Source organism: Bradyrhizobium sp. AUGA SZCCT0222, assembly GCF_018130205.1.
Lineage (GTDB): Bacteria > Pseudomonadota > Alphaproteobacteria > Rhizobiales > Xanthobacteraceae > Bradyrhizobium.
The window spans coordinates 1-16,805 of record NZ_JAFCLX010000033.1; the positions used below are offsets into that span (position 1 = coordinate 1).

Here is a 16,805-nt window from a genome sequence, read left to right on the forward strand (position 1 = left end):
TCCGGAATGGCTGAAGCTGATCTAGACGCCGTAATCCGGCAACTCGCCAAAGCACAGAACAAAAGCCTGATGGCCGCCGCCAAAAAGCGGCAGGGCCTGTTTATGGCCAAGGCCGCCTCGGCCAAGGACAAGGAAGCCAAGGCGCGGTTCAAGCTGCTCGCCCAGAGCGCGATGCTCCATGGCACGGCGGCGGCGAAACGGCTGCAGAACTCCGCCGACAATGCCGCCGACAGCTACGCGCGGGCGGTCAAGAACGCCGCGGAAGAGATCGCGGCGATGAAGCTCGCCAAGAAGGCCGAGAAGAAGGTTGAGAAGCAGCCTGCAAAGGCCGCGAAGAAGGCCAAGAAGCGGTCATAGGGCAATTTGGCCGAAGAAGGACCCCGGCATTTGTGCGATGGGACTGCATCCGCCCGCTGCGCTGATAGGCGCACTTGGCCTGCACTTACGACGCGAAGAATAGGCAAAGAACCAAGACCGCGAGAAATCGGCCCCTCTTGCAGTCCATTCATTAGCCGCGAACCCGTGAGCATTCCTGGCAGCGCATGTACCGCGCCAGATCGGTGATCAGCGTCGTCTAGGGCCGGCGCACATTCCCAAGGCAACCGTCTGGTGCGTGTCGCAGCCCAGGCAGCGAACCCAGCCGGCATTGAGCGCGTCACCGAGGGCTGGGAGGGTCCCTTGTAATTTAGCATCCGCATGTTCCAGGCCGCGCCCGCGAGCTTGTCGGCGTCCTTACGCGCTGTCGCATCTTTCTCCGCAGACACTCACTGGAACGGTATGACGGTTTGGTTTAGTTCTAGCATTATGTCTTCCAAACTTTTACTGCCAATCGAAATCGGCTGTGCTGCGGTGTTGGCAACCCTATGTCTAGCGGCCGCAGAGTTCGTGCTCCGAATTGAACCGGTAACCGATTGGCTTGACCGTAACAGACCACCTTACATCCAATCTAACGGAAACGTGGACATGAGGTTGCACGTCGAAAAACAGATGATGCACCTAGAGCGCCTATCTCAACTAAACGAGAGGCGCGTCGTGTTTGTTGGCAGCAGCTCTGTCGTTAACGGCTTTGACGAGGGCATCGCCGCTAAAACGCTCAACCCATTGCAGCCCAGAAACCTTGGCTTGACCGCCCTTCTTGCGCACGAACTGCCGGGACTTCGCTCATTGATTGAAACGCCACAAACCGATGCAGTCGTCTACCTATACAACGGTTTTTCTTTCCCGAACGTTCAGAATCCTGATGCGATAGAAACACGCGGCAATGTGCTTGAGGACCTAAAGATTGAGCCCATTCAGTGGTGGCAGGTGCGAACTCTGTTCAACATTGGTGAACGCACTGTTTCCGAAACACTATGGGCTCGCCGCTATCGCAATCTGCTCATTTCCTATTTGGAGCGACTGCTTCGTGGAACTCTTTCACCCCTCGAACATCCATTTGACTATCCAGTTGAGCGGCAACCCCCACCACCCGATCAGCTTACAAGAAAGCCGCAGCCCCCAGAGCCATTATCCAACTGGCTCCGGAAAGCATACGTAGAGAGCGGCTCGCTTGAAACGAGCAGAGGCTACGACGCCCTACGATCATTCTGCGACGCCGCTCGGCATAACGGTACGAAATTTATAATCTCCCCGGTCCCAGAGGCAGCGTTTGGCCGCAACAACAGCTACGCGGTTGGAGTTTCGTTTGGACACATAGACCAACGCGTCGCGCGTATCGCTAGCGAGTGTGGCGCAGCTTTCATTAACCGCGATTCACAATTCGAGAACGACGATAGAAACTTTGTCGATGAAGTTCATCTGTCTGCGAGCGGCCGAAATTCCTACACATCATTGATCTCCGAAAAAGTTGGCAAGATTTTGCGCCGATGATTTTTACATCTCTTGAGTTCTTCGTTTTTTTATCCGCGACGTTCTTTGCTGTGGCTTTCGTTTCACCGCGCGCTCGCCCATGGGCGCTGGTCATTGCGAGCTACGTTTTCTATGCCGCCGGATCGTTTTGGTGGTTATTGCTTCTCATTGCAGCTACCGCGTTTAATTTCGTCATGGCGATAGCTATTGACAAAGCGCCTGAACGCCGCGCTCTGGTTCTGATAATTGGCGTCGCTGTGAATGTAGCTCTTCTCGTGTCCTATAAGTACGTCGGCTTTATTGCCGCACTTATAAACACCGGATCAGGTCGGACTCTCATACCAATTTTCAATCCAGAGCTTCCGCTTGGAATAAGCTTCTATGTATTCGAGTCAATTAGCTATCTTGTTGACGTATACCGAAAACGGATGCCCGCTGTCCGTCGCCCAAGAGATTATGCTCTCTTTATTTCGTTCTTCCCGCACTTGGTCGCCGGCCCGATCGTCAGGGCAGCAGATTTTGTTCCTCAGATCGAAACTGCCCGCCCCTTCGATCTCGAACAGTCTCGTCGTGGGATAGAACTTATAGCCGTCGGCTTCTTCAAAAAACTTGTCGTAGCTGACAACCTGGCACCATTCGTAGGTCGAGTATTCGGTGCCCCCGAAATTTATGGCGGATCTGTTTATTGGATAGCTGCATTGGCCTTTGCCATTCAAATCTACTGCGACTTCAGCGGGTACACCGATATAGCAAGGGGCATCGCCAAACTTCTCGGCTACGAACTCGCTCTTAACTTTGACTGGCCCTATCTCAGCCAGTCGATTCGTGATTTTTGGCGACGTTGGCACATTTCACTCTCATCTTGGCTGCGTGACTATCTCTACATCCCTCTTGGGGGTAGCAAAGGTCGCGCCTCGCACTATGCGAGCGCTATCATTGCAACGTGGTTTCTTGGCGGTCTTTGGCACGGCGCGTCGTGGACATTCGTCGCTTGGGGTCTTTATCACGGTACTCTTGTAACGCTTGCCGGTTTTGCACGCGGAACGGTTGGGGAGCGAGCGTGGAATTCACTACCCAGCCTGATAAAAATTGTTCTGGTTTTCGTAGTTGTCACTTTTGGCTGGGTTCTCTTCCGAGCAGATAGCCTTTCGAAGGCGATGAACTTCTGGAAGGGCATGCTTGGGCTAGGCGCCAACCCGTTCCTATACCGGTTCAGTTTTATTTCCTACGTCATGCTATGCGGCATGGCATTGGCATCGGTTGCGCACTATGTCTCGTTCCGCATTAGGCGCGATCAAGATCAGGTATGCCTCACGAACTTTGCTCCCTTGCGTGTAGTGCTAATCGCAACAGTTATTCTAGCTTGCTTTATGTTTGCCGGAACATCGCAGACATTCATCTACTTTCAATTCTGACGCCTTCGCGTCAGTAGTCGGCAAACTGTCACGGACCTATATGTACTGCGCGACGCGCTGACGCCAAGAGAACTAGCCGTCCCAGCGCCGCTTGTGGCACCTGGAAACACCGCATGATTGTAACCCCATTCTGTATCTTTCCATTCCAGGATCGGTTGGCAGCTATCAACCCATTCGATCAGAACCGGACGGACTTTACACGCTCGGGATCGAGATGACCGGCAAGCGCGGCCACGCGACCGGTGTCGCCTAGCTTCAGGACGACCGCATCATGGGCGGCGACAGCTTTTTCCATTATACGGGCTCCTACTCCTACGCGAAGGACAAGTGGCGCCGCGAAATGATCGTGCATCAGCACACCGAAGCACCGGGCCTGAACCTGGTTTTCCAGGGCCGAGAGGTCACCTGCGGCTTTGCCGTCACCTATTCGGATGGCTTCACCGACATCGCGGCACCGCGCTCGTGGGCGGCTACTCTATTCCCTTTCGCGCGCGATTGACGCTAAATCGCGTATTGCAGATCCAGTCAGTGAGTGATCCGGAATGGCTGAAGCTGATCTAGACGCCGTAATCCGGCAACTCGCCAAAGCACAGAACAAAAGCCTGATGGCCGCCGCCAAAAAGCGGCAGGGCCTGTTTATGGCCAAGGCCGCCTCCGCCAAGGACAAGGAAGCCAAGGCGCGGTTCAAGCTGCTCGCCCAGAGCGCGATGCTCCATGGCACGGCGGCGGCGAAACGGCTGCAGAACTCCGCCGACAATGCCGCCGACAGCTACGCGCGGGCGGTCAAGAACGCCGCGGAAGAAATCGCGGCGATGAAGCTCGCCAAGAAGGCCGAGAAGAAGGTTGAGAAGCAGCCTGCGAAGGCCGCGAAGAAGGCCAAGAAAGCTGACAAGAAAAAGGCCTGAGCGCGGCTAGCCGCGCAGCATTTCCTTCAGCTTCAGCACCGCGCTGTCAGGCGTGGTCACAACCGGCCGGCCCGAGGCTTTCGCGACCATCTCGGCGGCGGGCGCCATGCTGTATTGGGCCAGCGCGATCAGGTCGCAATCACGCAGGTCTTTGGACGCCTCCACCACCAGACGATCATGGGTGGCGCGATCGCCGCGGTCGAGCGCGGCCATGGCGCCATCAGCCAGTTTCGGCACCAGCTCGATCGAAGCCGGAAATTCCCGCGGCATCGACACCAGCGTCGGCGGGAACGAGGACAGCAGGCCGATTTTGCGGCCCCTGGTGACGGTCTGCTCGATCATCGCCTCGTTCGGCTTGAGCACCGGCATCGGCGCATGCGCGCGCGCCACCGCTTCGATGCACGGACCGAAGGCGGAACAGGTGAACAGGATCGCATCGGAACCTGTGCCCGCCGCATAGCGCCCGAGTTGCATGAAGCGCTCGGTCATGGCCTCGGTGAGCCCGCCATCGCGCGCCAGATCGGCCGACAGGCTGTCGTCCAGCAAATTCATCAGCCGCGCGTCAGGCCAAAGTTTTGCAAACGAGGCCTCGATCGGCACAATCGAGTGTTTCAGGGCGTGGATGAGGGTAATGCGCATGCTGATCAGTGTGGCGGCGGCGCGATCGGTGTCAACCCGGTGCGCCGGCATTGTCCCCGCCAGCGCCGGGGCGAGAAGCGATTCACGCCGATTCGATACCTTGCCGGGAACCCCCGCCGAGCGAACCCGCAAGCTCATTGAACCTGTCGCGGACGGCCTCCGACCAAGAGGCTCGTTCGGAGATGATACGATGGCACTTGCCCAATCAATCGACGCCTGCATGACCTTCGCCGCTGGAATCCTAGCGGCCTATTACGGCTGGCGTCCGGTCCCGGCCGGCCCGAAGCATCTCGAATGGATCGCCTGGCAGGAGCGCTGGGGCATGCCCTGCCGCATCGCCGGCGTCTTCCTGATTGTCACATCGCTGATACAGATCGTGGCGAAGGCGTCCTGATGCGCAGGATGGCGCGAGGATTGTTCATCGCAGCCATGCTGGCGCTGACATGCGGCGCTTCGAACAAGGACTGACGGCGCCGGCACTTGCCGCGGCGGTCACACGTTTGAATCGTGGCGCGGCCGCCGGCGCTGATCGCGTTGTATCTGGGCGGGATCGCGATCCCTGCGGATCCGGTTCTTGAAACGGTGACCGACGACGATGAGGGCACCTTGACGACGCCCGGCGCCATCGGCTGCGGCGGATGCAGGCAAATCCGTTTCAGGGGGCTGGTTATCCTGACTCACGGCTTCGAGCGCCGCGAGAAAATCGCGGCCCGCTTGTGTGATTTGCCATCCCTCGTCGTCACGCAGCACATAGCCGGCGCCAAAGATGTCGATCGCCGGAACGCGTCGGGCCAGGCGTTTGATGCGCGCGTTCCAGTCCGGGCCGCTGGCGGAGAGAATGACGACGTCTCGCTTGAGCGAAGCAAGCGTGGCCCGGCCGCTGCCGTGACTGGCCAAGACCTTCAGAATAGCAACCTGTATGCTCACGCCAACGCCTCGGACCGCGACGTTTCTTTTTGTTCTGTGCGATCGGAGGCGAGAGTATTTCCTCGCTAAGGCACCCGTCCAGCAGCCGCAGCCAGTTATCCGCAGCCTTGATAAGGGCTTACGCATTGCTTTCACAAGCGGCCGCCTCTGCAATTCCGCGCAACGGCATGCGCGGGCTTTCACGCAGCCTCGCGCACGCCGACGCGGCGCTCGGGCCGCGCTGCTGACATCGATTCCTCCTCGCTGTCCTGCGGCGTGCCCCAGAATTCTGACAGCGGCGGCAAATGGTCATCGGGGGCCGATCGAAGGGTGTGGCACGTTCATGAGAAGAATGCGCATGGACGTCGCTCTGCTCCGTTGGTGTCATCGTTCGTCCCCTCTATGTTGTGGAAACTCCGGCCCCCCGGCCGGCGCCTGATGACGGATCAGAGGCTCGGTACCTCTTCCGGTGCGATCGCCTGCAGACCGCCGAAGCGGCGCTCGCGGCGATGGAACGCGCCGAGGGCTTCGGCAAGATCCTGCGCCTCGAATTCCGGCCACATCCGTTCGGTGAAGTGCAGCTCGGCGTAGGCGCCTTCCCAGAGCAGAAAGTCCGACAACCGCTTTTCTCCGCTGGTGCGGATGATGAGGTCGACGTCGCGAAGGTTTTTTTCGCCGGTGATGAGTTCGGCAAGCCTCTCGCGGGTGAGATCGACAATGCCGGCCGCGCGCGTTGCGGCGTTGAGGATGGCGTCGCGGGCCGAGTAATCGATCGCGATGCGCAGGTGCAGCGCAGAGCCGGCGGCGGTCGCCGCTTCCGCGCGGGCGATGGCATGGGCGATGCCTTCGGGAATGCGATCGCGGCGTCCGATCACGGTGAGACGAACGCCGTTGCGGACCAGCGCCTCGACCTCGTTGGCGAGATAGAATCGCAAGAGCGCCATTAGCGCAGAGACTTCGGTCTTCGGCCGACGCCAATTATCGCTGGAGAAAGCATACAGCGTCAGCGCACCGACGCCCTGCCCTGGCGCCGCCTCGACCACGCGCCGGATCGCTTCGACGCCGGCCTCGTGGCCGCGCAACCGCGACATCCCGCGCCGCGTCGCCCATCGGCCATTGCCATCCATGATGATGCCGACATGCAGCCGAGCGTCGGGCGTGTCTCCAAGTTTGGGCGAGAGATTACTTTGCATCACAAAGTCTCCGATTAAAAAAAGGGGATGGCGGTCAGACCGGCAGGATGCCGAGCCGGGCGACGGCGGTGTCTTCCTTGCCGGCGGCCTTGGCGGCGTCGCGCACCAGACGCTCCAGCACGGCGAGATAATCGAGGAAACGGCGGCGGCCGCTCTTGGTCAGGCGGCAGGTGGTGTGGGGACGGTTGCCTTCGTAACCTTTGGTCACCTCGACCAGGCCCGCCTCCTGCAGAACCTGCAGATGCCGGCTGAGATTGCCGTCGGTGAGGCCGCAGAGTTGCTTGAGGTCGGCGAAGGCCAATCCCTTGGGATGAGCCATCAGCGAGGTCAAGAGCCCGAGCCGCGCCTTCTCGTGGATCACACGATCGAGCCCGTCATAGGAAAACGGCGCGTTGTTGGGTTCAGTCTTCGGCATCATTCTCTCCGGACGCAAAATGCAGCAGTGCAGCCATCAGGAGCTGCCCGACCGCGAATGGCACGCCCATCATCCAGGGCGACAGCAGATGGTTTTGGCTGGCGAGCAGCAGGACCGTAAAGCCCGACAGGAAATACCAGGCACCACCGAAGGCGATGCTGCGCGGCAATGTGCGCACCGAGGCGAACACGCCAAGGCTGACCAGCACCTGACACAGCCCCGGCAGCATCCACAGCGTTTCGGGCGCGAACTTCCACAGCATGATCCCCAGCAGCAGGCCGGCGACGCCGGGCGGGAGAAATTGCTCGAACGCCTGCTGGATCATGGCGTCGGCGAGGCCCGAATGATGCCGGCGCGAGCGCGCCAGCATCTCGATCCAGATCAGCGCGCCGGAAAACAGCGCGGCGGCCGCCCAACCGGCAAAGAAAATGACCGGTTGCCCGGTCGGATCGTTGAGCCAGAGGAATTGCATGATCGCGGTCAGCAGAGCGATGCCGCCGGTGGCGGCGACCGTTGCTGGACCATAGCCGCGAAACGCGGTGCCGGCCGCAATCTGGCTGCGGATCGCCAGGATATCAGCCAACGCCTTGTCGAGGTCGCGCATCGCCCACCCTTACTTTGTATCGCAAAGTATACCGGATTACAAAGTAGATGCAAGCGGGATGCGCGAAGCCGCGATTGCGCGGTTACCTCAACAGCTTATTGGCGTGTGACACCTGGCGGCGGCTTCAGACCTTCACCAGGCTCTCGAAGCCGCCATAGATCATCCGCTTGGGGTCGAACGGCATCGACTTCATATCGCCCATCGATGACTTGAGCCTGGGATCCGCCATCACCTTGGCATTGATCTTGTCGCGCTGCGCGCGTGATTTGTAGGTGATCCAGGCGAACACCACGGTCTCGCCCGGCTTCTGCTTGACGCTACGCGGAAACGACGTGAGCTTGCCGACCTTGACGTCGTCCGCAACCCATTCGCGGTAGTCCAGCGCGCCGTATTCGCGCCAGACCTTGCCGGCCTTGGTGGACATCTTGCGATAGGCCGCGATGTTCTTCTTTGGAACTGCGACGATGAATCCGTCGACATAGGCCATGGGTTTTGTTCCCTCTGTTTGTTCGCGTCATTGCGATGTTTTCGACGAAGCAATTTGGCTTTCGTCATTCCGGGATGGTCCGAAGGACCAGACCCGGAATCTCGAGATTCCGGGTTCGATGCTTCGCATCGCCCCGGAATGACGAGGAGATCAACTATGGCAGCAGGATGCCTGAACCGGCGCCGGTGTGTATTGGTCACGTAGCCGCACCCAATCCATCGGATATGGCAGATCCTCCTCGTGACGACCGAGCGGTGTCAGGTCGAGATAATGATAGGCGGCGTTCATCATGTCGAGGCCGCGCGCGAAGCAGGAATAGGTGTGAAAGATGTTCCCGGCCTCATCGCGATAGAACACGCTGATGCCGGGTGCTTCCTCCGTGCCGAAGCGGGTGGTGCCGAAATTATATCTGTTGTCGCCTGACTTGAGCGCCTCCGGCGTGAACGACACCTCATAATCGTAGTTGAAATCGTTGTTCCCCGACGACAGCCAGTCGAAGGTCCAGCCCATCCGCGCCTTGAACGCGGCTAGCTTTTCGACCGGCGCGCGCGAAATCGCGACCAGCGTGGTGTCGCGCGCGGCAAGATGCGGGATCATGCGCTCAAATCCGTCGGCCCAGAACGAGCAGTGCTTGCAACCTTCGTTCCAGTCCGGCGCGAACATGAAATGCTGTACCACGAGTTGGCGGCGCCCCTTGAACAGGTCGGCCAGCGTCATCCGGCCGCCGGGTCCGTCGAACATATAATCCTTTTCGACCTTGACCCAGGGCAACGCGCGACGCTCCTCGCTCAGGCGCTCGCGCGCCTGGGTCAGCTCCTTCTCATGCGCAAGATGGGCTTTGCGTGCGGCGATCCACGCTTCGCGCGAGACGACGATATGCGGCTGCATAGGCGGCTCCTGTGTTGATCGTTCAGCTGACAAATCGTTCGAGCTTGCCGAGCAATTCGGTCCAGCCCTTCTCATGGCCGTCGCGCGCGGCCTCGTTGAAGAACTGCTCGTGATGCAGCGTCAGCAGCGTGCCGGCGCCATCCGGCTTCAACGTGATGGTGAGCTGCGATTCGCGTTCCGGTGTCGAATGCCAGGCCCAACTCATCACCAGCAGCTCGTTCGGCACGATTTCGCGATAGACGCCGCCGGCCTGAAAATACTCGCCGTCGGTGGCATGGAAGCTGATGCGGTAGTGGCCGCCGACGCGCAGATCGGTTTCCGCCTGCACCGAACCTTCCCTGACCTTCGAGGGCCCGAACCACGCCGCTAGCTTTTCCGGGTCGGTCCACGCGGCGTAGATTTTCGCCGGCGCCGCACCGATACGACGTTTGAGGGTGAGGCTTGGGCTGGTTGCGAGAGCGGTGTCGCGGCGAGAATCTGGCTGGATGCCTGACTGGGTGGCCATGGGTCTTCCTCCACAAAAGCTGCAAGTCGGTCGAGATTGTCGGACCAGAAGCGCTGGTAGCGGTTCAACCAGTCCATCGCCTGCTCCATAGGCTTGGCGGTCAATCGGCACGCCACGGTGCGGCCGGTTTTCTCGCGCGCGATCAGGCCCGCATCCGACAACACGTCGAGATGCTTCATGATGGCGGGCAGCGACATCGCAAAGGGCTGCGCCAGTTCGCTCACGGAAAGGCTTTCGCGGTCGCCGAGCCGCGCCACCAGCGCGCGCCTCGTCGGATCGGCGAGGGCTGCGAAGGTACGGTCCAGGACATCTTCTTGATACTTAACCATATGGTTTAGTATATGCGCAAAAGATCAGGCGTCAAGCGCCTGCTGCTGATTTTCCTGATCAGTAATCCCGATAGACCCGGCCGCGCCGTGGTTGCTGGTTCAACGCCGCGCGCGGATTGACGTTGCAATAAACGCCGCGGCCGGAGGCCGAGGCCATGCACTGCTGATAGGTCTGGTAAGAACAGTCGCCGGGAATGCCGACGCCCCGGCCCTGAACACAATAGGGGTAATCGTAAGCGGCGGCCGGCGTCGGGCCAGCCACCGTGGCAGTTCCAGCCGCCAGCAAAACCAACATGGCCAGCTTCGCGTTGCGCATGATCGAATCCTCCTCCACGGTATTATACCGCATCGCCGGGTCGCCTTAGGTTCAAAACCTCGCGACCCGGAGAAGGTTCCCGAGAGGCGCTTTACTGCACCTTCTCGATATTGGCGCTGTCGATCACTTTCTTCCACTTGTCGGTTTCGGCCGCGATCATCTTGCCGAACGCTTCGGGCGGGCCGATCAGCGGCTCACCACCGAGATCGACCAGCTTCGCCTTGATCGCAGGCTCCGCCAGCACCGCGTTCACTTCCTTGTTCAGCTTCTCGATGATTTCCTTGGGCGTGTTCTTCGGAGCCCCCATGCCGAACAGCGCGCTCGCCTCGTAGCCCGGAATGGTGTCGGCGAGGACCGGCACGTCGGGCAGAAGCTCGGACCGTACCGTCGAGGTCACCGCCAGCGCGCGCAGCGAACCGGCACGGATGTGCTGCAGGATCGAGGGCATGTTGTCGAAGATCACCTGAACCTGGCCGCCGAGCAGGTCGGTGATCGCGGGCGCCGCGCCGCGGTAGGGCACGTGCTGCATCTTGGCACCCGACATCATCATGAACATTTCGCCGGACAGATGCACCGACGTGCCGTTGCCCGATGACGCCAGGTTCACCTTGCCCGGGTTGGCCTTCACATAGGCGATGAACTCGGCAACCGTCTTCGCCGGCACGTTGTTGTTGACCGTCATCACGTTCGGCACGCGATTGAACGCCGCGACCGGCGCGATGTCGCGAACGACGTTGAATTTCAGGTTGGCGTACAGCGATGCGTTGATGTAGTTCGCCGGATTGACCAGCAGAAGCGTGTAGCCGTCCGGTTCGGCATTGATCACCGATTCGGTGGCGATGTTGTTGCCGGCGCCGGGCTTGTTTTCGATCACGAATTGCTGGCCAAGCCGCTCCGACAGGCGCTGGCCGATCAGGCGCGCAATGATGTCGGTGGCGCCGCCGGGCGGATATCCGACCACCCACTTGACCGGCCGCGTCGGATAATCCGCCGCCAAGGCAGTGCCGATCGAAGCGGTCATCGAAAGGCCGATTGCCGTCAGGCAGATCGCGGTACGGCGTGAAATCATGAGTTATTCTCCCTGGGGCCCGGGTTCACCCGGGCCGTTTCTATTGAACTGAATACGGGCCGCGTTGTAACAAACAATCTCCGATGCGACCAGTGCGACGCAACGCCCTCAAGGCGCGACCAAAGGATTAGGCATGTCCGTCAAGGTGAATGCGCTCGATCATCTCGTGATCAATGTCTCCGACGTGGCGCGTTCCGCCGAGTGGTACCGGAACATCCTCGGCATGGAGATCAAGGTGTTCGATCCGGGCCCGGGCAAAACGCCGCGGACGTCGCTGGTGTTCGGGAACCAGAAGATCAACGTGCGGCCGCGCGATGCCGACAAGGTCGAGTGGTTCACGGCGGATCATGAGACCGCCGGCAGCGACGATCTGTGCTTCCTGACCGCGAGCACGCCGGACCAGGTGGTCGCGCACCTCAAGGCCAACGGCGTCGCAATCGAGGAAGGCCCGGTCGCCAAGCAAGGCGCGCGCGGCACGCTACGTTCGGTCTATTGCCGGGATCCGGACGGGAGTTTGATCGAGATTTCGTCGTATGAGGGGGATGTGGCCTGAGGGCGCCCGGCCTCTCCCCGTCATTGCGAGGCGCGAAGCGACGAAGCAATCCATATCACCGTGAGGACGGTATGGATTGCTTCGCTTCGCTCGCAATGACGCGGAAGGAGATTTGCCCGCAAATACCGATTTGATCATCCCGCGATCCAATGGCAGAACTGCTCCCAAGCAATAACCAAGGCAGCGGTCAGCTGCACCGGGAGGACATATGTCTATTTCACAGGCAGTGCCGGGCGTCGTCGGACCATTCGCAGGCCTCGACGTGCCATGGCTGCTCCGGATGCGGGCCGAGAGCCGCCGCAACCATCCGTTCCTGATCTGGGCGCCGTTCGAGGCCCCGGCGCGGAGCTGGTCCTACGGCGAATTTCATGAACGCGTCGGCGCGCTGGCGGCGGGCCTCGTCAAACGCGGCATCAAGCCCGGCGAATATGTGCTTATTCATCTCGACAATTGCATCGAGGCGATGCTGGCATGGTTCGCCTGCGTCGAGCTCGGCGCCATCGCCGTCACCACCAACACCCGCTCGGCCGCCGCCGAAATGGAATATTTCGCCGGCCATTGCGGCGCGGTCGCCGCGATCACCCAGCCGGCCTATGCCGAATTGATTTCGGCCCATTGCTGCGACCTGCGCTGGATCGCCGTGATCTCGCATGACGCCGGCGCTGTGCCCGCGCAAGGCAAGGGCGCGCCGCGCGGCGATAGTTTCGAATCGTTGTTCGCCGACAGCACGGACCGGCCGCGCCGCGCCACCGACCCGTTTGCGCCCTGCAGCGTGCAATATACCTCCGGCACCACGTCGCGCCCGAAGGCGGTGCTGTGGACGCATGCCAACGCGCTGTGGGGCGGCAAGATCAACGCCGCCCATGAGGATCTGCATCAGGGCGACGTGCACCAGACCTATCTGCCGCTGTTCCACACCAACGCGCTGGCCTATTCGATGCTGGCTTCGCTGTGGGTCGGCGCGTCCTGCGTGATCCAGCCGCGATTTTCCGCGAGTCGGTTCTGGAACGTCGCGCTGGAACATGGCTGCACCTGGACCTCGACGATCCCGTTCTGCCTGAAGGCGCTGCTGGAGCACGAGATTCCGAAGCATCACAAATTCCGGCTCTGGGGCACGGCGGTGAACGATCCGCCGCCTTTCGCCGCCTTCGGCGTCAAGACCATCGGCTGGTGGGGCATGACCGAGACCATCACCCACGGCATCGTCGGCGAGGTCGATCAGCCCAACACGCCGATGTCGATCGGCCGCGCGGCGCCGGAATATGAGATCCGCATCACCGATGACGACGGCCGGCCGACCGAAGTCGGCGACACCGGCAATCTCCTGATCAAGGGCATTCCCGGCCTGTCGCTGTTTTCAGAGTATCTGCACAACGACAAGGCGACGCGCGAGAGCTTCGACGAGCACGGCTATTTCATCACCGGCGACCGCGTCACGCTGCTGGAGGGCGGCTTCATCAAGTTCGGCGATCGCGCCAAGGACATGCTGAAGGTCGGCGGCGAGAACGTCGCGGCGTCCGAAATCGAACAGGTGGTCGCGCTGGTGCCCGGCGTGCGCGAGGCCGCGGTGGTGGCGAAGAATCATCCGATGCTGGACGAGGTGCCGGTCGTGTTCATCATTCCGCTGGCTGGCGTCGCGGCCGCGCCGGCCGATCTGCATGATGCCGTGATGGCCGCCTGCCGTAATGCGCTGGCCGATTTCAAGGTGCCGCGCGAGATCATCTTCGTCGACGAGATGCCGCGCTCGACGCTGGAGAAGGTCGCGAAGGCGGAATTGCGGAAGCTGCTGGAGTGAGGTGCGTGTAGTCTCCTCCGTCATTGCGAGGAGCGTAAGCGACGAAGCAATCCATTCATTCGTTATGCCGCACGATGGATTGCTTCGCTGCGCTCGCAATGACGCGGCGAGGCTTTCGCCTAGCCATACCCGAACGCGATCGGGCGGAAGGCCTGCAGCAGATGCTGATCGAGCCTGTCGCCCATCTCTTCCATCACCCCGAACGCCTTGACGTGGGTGAACTGCAGCCGGTAGGCGCGCTTCTCGACGAGGGCTGCGTAGATGTCCACGATGGTCGTCAGGCGCACGATGTCGCTGATCTCCTTGCCGGAGAGGCCGTCGGGATAGCCGGTGCCGTCGAGGAATTCATGGTGGTGCAGTACCACGTCGAGCATTTCCGACGGAAAACCGCCCTGCGCCGCCAGCGCGTCATAGCCGCGCCGCGGGTGCTGGCGCATCTCTTCCATTTCCTCCGGCGTCAGCGGATCCGGCTTGTCGAGGATCGCGACCGGGATGAACGCCTTGCCGACGTCGTGCAACAGCGCGGCGCGGGCGAGACGGCGCTGGTCGTCCTCGCGCATGCCGAGGTGCTGCGCGAACGCCACCGCAAAGCCGGTCACGAACAGGCAGTGCCGATAGCTGTCGGTGTGGTGGCAGCCGACGGTCGTCAGCCATTCACGCAGCGAGGTGTGCTTGATGGCTTTCAGAATCTTGTTTTCGGCCTGCACGATGTCGCCGTATTTCAGCGGCTCGCCGGCCCGCATGCCGTTGAAAATCCTGACCATGACGCCGTGCGCGGCTTCGACGCCGCGGTTCAGCGCCTTGCCGCGGTCGGTCTCGTTGTATGAACTGTCGTCCGGAAAGGCGGCCCGGATGCGCTGCAGGATGCCCTGCGCGTCGAACGGGCGCGCGATGGTGTCGGTGGCGCCGAGCGCCCAGGCCTGCATCGATCCGTGATGCAGCGCGTCCGCCAGCACGAACAGCCGCGGCATTTCGCGATAGGCCTCGGTGCGCAGCTTGTTGCGCACCATCTGCACGCTCTCGGCCGAGCGCAAGTTGATGTCGACCACGATGCCGGAGAGATCGCGCGCCGGCGCGTCGGGAATATCCGTCGTGGCGATCATGTCCACTTGGCCGACCGACTGCAGAATGCCGGCCAGTTCGCTGCTTTGATCGCTCCGATCCGACGCCAGCAGCAGCCGGCGCTTGGACGGAGTCTTGTTGGTTAATGCTGTCATAGGACCCCAGGGCCTTGCGGTGATGACCGTCCGCCAAGCTACCGGATAAGGAGTTCCCTGTGGCTTAAGACGTATCGTGAATGTTGATTGATCGGGATCGATAGAATTTTAGGGATTCTGGGGCTTCGTCGTCCCGGCGAAGGCCCCTCCATGCGTCGTCCCGGCGAAGGCCGGGACCCATAACCACCGGCGATAATTGTTCTTGCGCGCAGGTCGTTATCTTCCTTTTTCAACCACGCGGGCCGCGGCGTATGGGTCCCGGCCTTCGCCGGGACGACCAATATTGTTCTCGCGACGCATTGCGCCCGAGCTGTTGAAAATTCTTCACCCTCTAAAAATCCAGAGGGCGCAGGGAATGCCGGATGCGCGCTGCACCCGCGGTCTCGTGTGCGATTGTGCAACAAGATGGTGCACACGAGCATACAGGGCAGCGGAGAGCATCCGACATTCCCTGCGCAATGGCTTTACGGCTTATGACGCGCTCTCCCCGGTGAGACGGCCTCTATTGCCACCGTCACCGCGCAGGGCGTGAGCCCTTGCGCAGCTTGACGCCGTTACGGGCGCCAGGACCACACGCTTTTACCGTACGCCTCAGCCGCGACCGTCAATCGCAACCTCAGCGTCCACCGCGACCCGCCCCTCGTTGTGACGATGGCCAACGCCCCTCTGAGTGGGACGGGATGGCTATTGATGTGCAGGTGATTTGGGGTGGAAGGGAAGAGAAATATTTTTTGATTTTCGGAAATTTAGGACTTGACATCATTTCTGCAAATCGGAATTGATTTGCCCGTCGTGTTGTTTTGTCGCACGCGAGCCGCGAGATTGCGCTTGCGCGCGAGGCGACTCAGTCAGGCTTTTGCAATTCATCTGAAAGGAAACTACGGTAAAAAATAATGCAATCAGCCGTGGTCGATTTGGATGAATGTTGTTGGTCGGGTCGAAAGTGTTTGGCGCTATCCTGTGAAGAGCATGCGCGGCGAAATGCTGCCGGAAGCCTATGTCAGCTTCTCCGGAGTTTTGGGCGACCGCCTTTACGCGGTCCATAATTCGGCCGCGCCCACGGCATTCCCATATCTGACGGCACGGGCTCGCCCGGACATGCTGCGCTATCGTCCGTTTTTCCGCGAACCGGTGCGTTCGGTGCTGCCGAGCAACCTTGCCGAGGCCGAGGCGCGCGGACCTGGCATCACCCCGCTCTATCCAAGCCTTGAGGATCTGGCTGTCGATGTCGAGATACCGTCGGGAGAAATTCTCGGGGTTGATGATGACAGGCTGCTCGGCGCACTGACCGACGCGTCCTCGCCGGGCGCGCTGACCATGCGACGGTCGGATCGCGCCATCACGGACTGCCGCCCGCTTTCGCTGCTTGCGACCCGGACGATCGACGGCATTGGCCGCGCGGTGGGTGTGAGGCTCGACAAGCGCCGCTTTCGCGAAAACCTTTATGTCGATCTCAATTCCGGTGAAAGCTTCGCCGAAGACGCCTTCGTCGGTCGGCGGCTGCGGATCGGTCCGAAATTGACGGTGCACATTCTGGAACGCGACATCCGTTGCCGCATGATCAACATTGACCCGGAGTCGCTCGAAGAGAGTTCCGAGATCTTGCAGTATGTCGCCAAGAATCATGACAACAGAGCCGGCGTCTACGCCGCTGTGCTGGTGGAGGGTCTGGTACGCCCGGGTGACGAGATCGTTGTTGAGGATTAGTATCTGCTTGGGGG

21 protein-coding genes are annotated in these 16,805 nt (G+C 60.8%); 9 read left to right on the top strand and 12 right to left on the bottom strand.

Annotated features, from left to right (window positions below):
* The 5 genes from JQ629_RS25165 to JQ629_RS25185 form a co-directional block, all read left to right on the top strand.
* A partial coding sequence (locus JQ629_RS25165; RefSeq protein WP_349631319.1) for a hypothetical protein occupies positions 1-357 on the top strand: 357 nt, incomplete at its 5' end.
* A 606-nt stretch (positions 358-963) separates the two neighbouring features.
* The gene (locus JQ629_RS25170) at positions 964-1,869 is read left to right on the top strand and encodes a hypothetical protein (RefSeq protein WP_212414911.1); all 906 of its coding nucleotides are present in this window, start codon (positions 964-966) and stop codon (positions 1,867-1,869) included.
* On the top strand, positions 1,866-3,263 hold the full coding sequence (locus JQ629_RS25175) for an MBOAT family O-acyltransferase (protein ID WP_212414912.1): 1,398 nt from the start codon (positions 1,866-1,868) through the stop codon (positions 3,261-3,263). The genes JQ629_RS25170 and JQ629_RS25175 overlap by 4 nt, the downstream gene beginning before the upstream one ends.
* Before the next feature lie 271 nt (positions 3,264-3,534).
* Entirely contained in the window at positions 3,535-3,762 is a 228-nt protein-coding gene (locus JQ629_RS37255) for a hypothetical protein (RefSeq protein WP_249135263.1), read from the top strand.
* Between the two features lie 43 nt (positions 3,763-3,805).
* Positions 3,806-4,168, top strand: coding sequence for a hypothetical protein (locus JQ629_RS25185; RefSeq protein WP_212414913.1), 363 nt, complete (start codon positions 3,806-3,808; stop codon positions 4,166-4,168).
* 6 nt (positions 4,169-4,174) lie between these two features.
* Here the strand turns inward: JQ629_RS25185 and JQ629_RS25190 are convergent, their stop codons facing one another.
* Entirely contained in the window at positions 4,175-4,807 is a 633-nt protein-coding gene (locus JQ629_RS25190) for an aspartate/glutamate racemase family protein (RefSeq protein WP_212414970.1), read from the bottom strand.
* A 190-nt stretch (positions 4,808-4,997) separates the two neighbouring features.
* On the opposite strand from JQ629_RS25190, the gene JQ629_RS25195 reads away from it, so the two are divergent.
* A complete protein-coding gene (locus JQ629_RS25195; RefSeq protein ID WP_212414914.1) occupies positions 4,998-5,201 on the top strand; it encodes a hypothetical protein in 204 nt (67 codons plus the stop codon).
* Positions 5,202-5,299: 98 nt separating this feature from the next.
* Here the strand turns inward: JQ629_RS25195 and JQ629_RS25200 are convergent, their stop codons facing one another.
* The 10 genes from JQ629_RS25200 to JQ629_RS25245 all read right to left on the bottom strand — a co-directional run bounded on the left by JQ629_RS25200 (position 5,300) and on the right by JQ629_RS25245 (position 11,519).
* A complete protein-coding gene (locus tag JQ629_RS25200; RefSeq protein ID WP_349631320.1) occupies positions 5,300-5,734 on the bottom strand; it encodes an aminoacyl-tRNA deacylase in 435 nt (144 codons plus the stop codon).
* A 425-nt stretch (positions 5,735-6,159) separates the two neighbouring features.
* Positions 6,160-6,906: a di-trans,poly-cis-decaprenylcistransferase gene (locus JQ629_RS25205; RefSeq protein WP_212414915.1), complete on the bottom strand. Its 747-nt coding sequence runs from the start codon at positions 6,904-6,906 to the stop codon at positions 6,160-6,162.
* Positions 6,907-6,940: 34 nt separating this feature from the next.
* A complete protein-coding gene (locus JQ629_RS25210; protein WP_502753294.1) occupies positions 6,941-7,324 on the bottom strand; it encodes a transcriptional regulator in 384 nt (127 codons plus the stop codon).
* Positions 7,308-7,925, bottom strand: coding sequence for a hypothetical protein (locus JQ629_RS25215; protein WP_212414917.1), 618 nt, complete (start codon positions 7,923-7,925; stop codon positions 7,308-7,310). The genes JQ629_RS25210 and JQ629_RS25215 overlap by 17 nt, the downstream gene beginning before the upstream one ends.
* A gap of 124 nt (positions 7,926-8,049) precedes the next feature.
* Positions 8,050-8,412 (bottom strand): DUF1428 domain-containing protein, encoded by a 363-nt coding sequence (locus JQ629_RS25220; protein ID WP_212414918.1) that lies wholly within the window; start codon positions 8,410-8,412, stop codon positions 8,050-8,052.
* A 150-nt stretch (positions 8,413-8,562) separates the two neighbouring features.
* On the bottom strand, positions 8,563-9,300 hold the full coding sequence (locus JQ629_RS25225) for a DUF899 domain-containing protein (RefSeq protein ID WP_212414919.1): 738 nt from the start codon (positions 9,298-9,300) through the stop codon (positions 8,563-8,565).
* 22 nt (positions 9,301-9,322) lie between these two features.
* Positions 9,323-9,721 carry an SRPBCC family protein gene (locus JQ629_RS25230; RefSeq protein ID WP_349631322.1) on the bottom strand — a complete coding sequence of 133 codons (399 nt, stop codon included), beginning with the start codon at positions 9,719-9,721 and terminating at the stop codon, positions 9,323-9,325.
* Positions 9,667-10,134, bottom strand: coding sequence for an ArsR/SmtB family transcription factor (locus JQ629_RS25235; RefSeq protein ID WP_212414920.1), 468 nt, complete (start codon positions 10,132-10,134; stop codon positions 9,667-9,669). Before JQ629_RS25235 ends, JQ629_RS25230 begins: the two co-directional genes overlap by 55 nt.
* Positions 10,135-10,192: 58 nt before the next feature.
* Entirely contained in the window at positions 10,193-10,450 is a 258-nt protein-coding gene (locus tag JQ629_RS25240) for a DUF3551 domain-containing protein (RefSeq protein ID WP_212414921.1), read from the bottom strand.
* A gap of 91 nt (positions 10,451-10,541) precedes the next feature.
* On the bottom strand, positions 10,542-11,519 hold the full coding sequence (locus tag JQ629_RS25245; RefSeq protein ID WP_212414922.1) for a Bug family tripartite tricarboxylate transporter substrate binding protein: 978 nt from the start codon (positions 11,517-11,519) through the stop codon (positions 10,542-10,544).
* Between the two features lie 133 nt (positions 11,520-11,652).
* Between JQ629_RS25245 and JQ629_RS25250 the strand changes: the two genes are divergently transcribed.
* Positions 11,653-12,072, top strand: coding sequence for a VOC family protein (locus tag JQ629_RS25250; protein ID WP_212414923.1), 420 nt, complete (start codon positions 11,653-11,655; stop codon positions 12,070-12,072).
* 208 nt (positions 12,073-12,280) lie between these two features.
* A complete protein-coding gene (locus JQ629_RS25255; protein WP_212414924.1) occupies positions 12,281-13,867 on the top strand; it encodes an AMP-binding protein in 1,587 nt (528 codons plus the stop codon).
* A gap of 119 nt (positions 13,868-13,986) precedes the next feature.
* Here JQ629_RS25255 and JQ629_RS25260 read toward each other — a convergent pair whose 3' ends face one another.
* On the bottom strand, positions 13,987-15,084 hold the full coding sequence (locus tag JQ629_RS25260) for an HD-GYP domain-containing protein (RefSeq protein ID WP_212414925.1): 1,098 nt from the start codon (positions 15,082-15,084) through the stop codon (positions 13,987-13,989).
* A gap of 918 nt (positions 15,085-16,002) precedes the next feature.
* Between JQ629_RS25260 and JQ629_RS25265 the strand changes: the two genes are divergently transcribed.
* Positions 16,003-16,791, top strand: a complete 789-nt coding sequence (locus JQ629_RS25265; RefSeq protein WP_283815953.1) for an MOSC domain-containing protein — start codon at positions 16,003-16,005, stop codon at positions 16,789-16,791.
* Positions 16,792-16,805 lie beyond the last annotated feature (14 nt).

What these genes read in the sequence shown, in the direction of transcription:
- JQ629_RS25170 (WP_212414911.1), top strand. Translation starts at nt 964, where the DNA reads ATGAGGTTGCACGTCGAAAAACAGATGATGCACCTAGAGCGCCTATCT.
- JQ629_RS25175 (WP_212414912.1), top strand. Translation starts at nt 1,866, where the DNA reads ATGATTTTTACATCTCTTGAGTTCTTCGTTTTTTTATCCGCGACGTTC.
- JQ629_RS37255 (WP_249135263.1), top strand. Translation starts at nt 3,535, where the DNA reads ATGGGCGGCGACAGCTTTTTCCATTATACGGGCTCCTACTCCTACGCG.
- JQ629_RS25185 (WP_212414913.1), top strand. Translation starts at nt 3,806, where the DNA reads ATGGCTGAAGCTGATCTAGACGCCGTAATCCGGCAACTCGCCAAAGCA.
- JQ629_RS25190 (WP_212414970.1), bottom strand. Translation starts at nt 4,807, where the DNA reads ATGCGCATTACCCTCATCCACGCCCTGAAACACTCGATTGTGCCGATC.
- JQ629_RS25195 (WP_212414914.1), top strand. Translation starts at nt 4,998, where the DNA reads ATGGCACTTGCCCAATCAATCGACGCCTGCATGACCTTCGCCGCTGGA.
- JQ629_RS25205 (WP_212414915.1), bottom strand. Translation starts at nt 6,906, where the DNA reads ATGCAAAGTAATCTCTCGCCCAAACTTGGAGACACGCCCGACGCTCGG.
- JQ629_RS25210 (WP_502753294.1), bottom strand. Translation starts at nt 7,324, where the DNA reads ATGATGCCGAAGACTGAACCCAACAACGCGCCGTTTTCCTATGACGGG.
- JQ629_RS25215 (WP_212414917.1), bottom strand. Translation starts at nt 7,925, where the DNA reads ATGCGCGACCTCGACAAGGCGTTGGCTGATATCCTGGCGATCCGCAGC.
- JQ629_RS25220 (WP_212414918.1), bottom strand. Translation starts at nt 8,412, where the DNA reads ATGGCCTATGTCGACGGATTCATCGTCGCAGTTCCAAAGAAGAACATC.
- JQ629_RS25225 (WP_212414919.1), bottom strand. Translation starts at nt 9,300, where the DNA reads ATGCAGCCGCATATCGTCGTCTCGCGCGAAGCGTGGATCGCCGCACGC.
- JQ629_RS25235 (WP_212414920.1), bottom strand. Translation starts at nt 10,134, where the DNA reads ATGGTTAAGTATCAAGAAGATGTCCTGGACCGTACCTTCGCAGCCCTC.
- JQ629_RS25240 (WP_212414921.1), bottom strand. Translation starts at nt 10,450, where the DNA reads ATGCGCAACGCGAAGCTGGCCATGTTGGTTTTGCTGGCGGCTGGAACT.
- JQ629_RS25245 (WP_212414922.1), bottom strand. Translation starts at nt 11,519, where the DNA reads ATGATTTCACGCCGTACCGCGATCTGCCTGACGGCAATCGGCCTTTCG.
- JQ629_RS25250 (WP_212414923.1), top strand. Translation starts at nt 11,653, where the DNA reads ATGTCCGTCAAGGTGAATGCGCTCGATCATCTCGTGATCAATGTCTCC.
- JQ629_RS25255 (WP_212414924.1), top strand. Translation starts at nt 12,281, where the DNA reads ATGTCTATTTCACAGGCAGTGCCGGGCGTCGTCGGACCATTCGCAGGC.
- JQ629_RS25260 (WP_212414925.1), bottom strand. Translation starts at nt 15,084, where the DNA reads ATGACAGCATTAACCAACAAGACTCCGTCCAAGCGCCGGCTGCTGCTG.
- JQ629_RS25265 (WP_283815953.1), top strand. Translation starts at nt 16,003, where the DNA reads ATGAATGTTGTTGGTCGGGTCGAAAGTGTTTGGCGCTATCCTGTGAAG.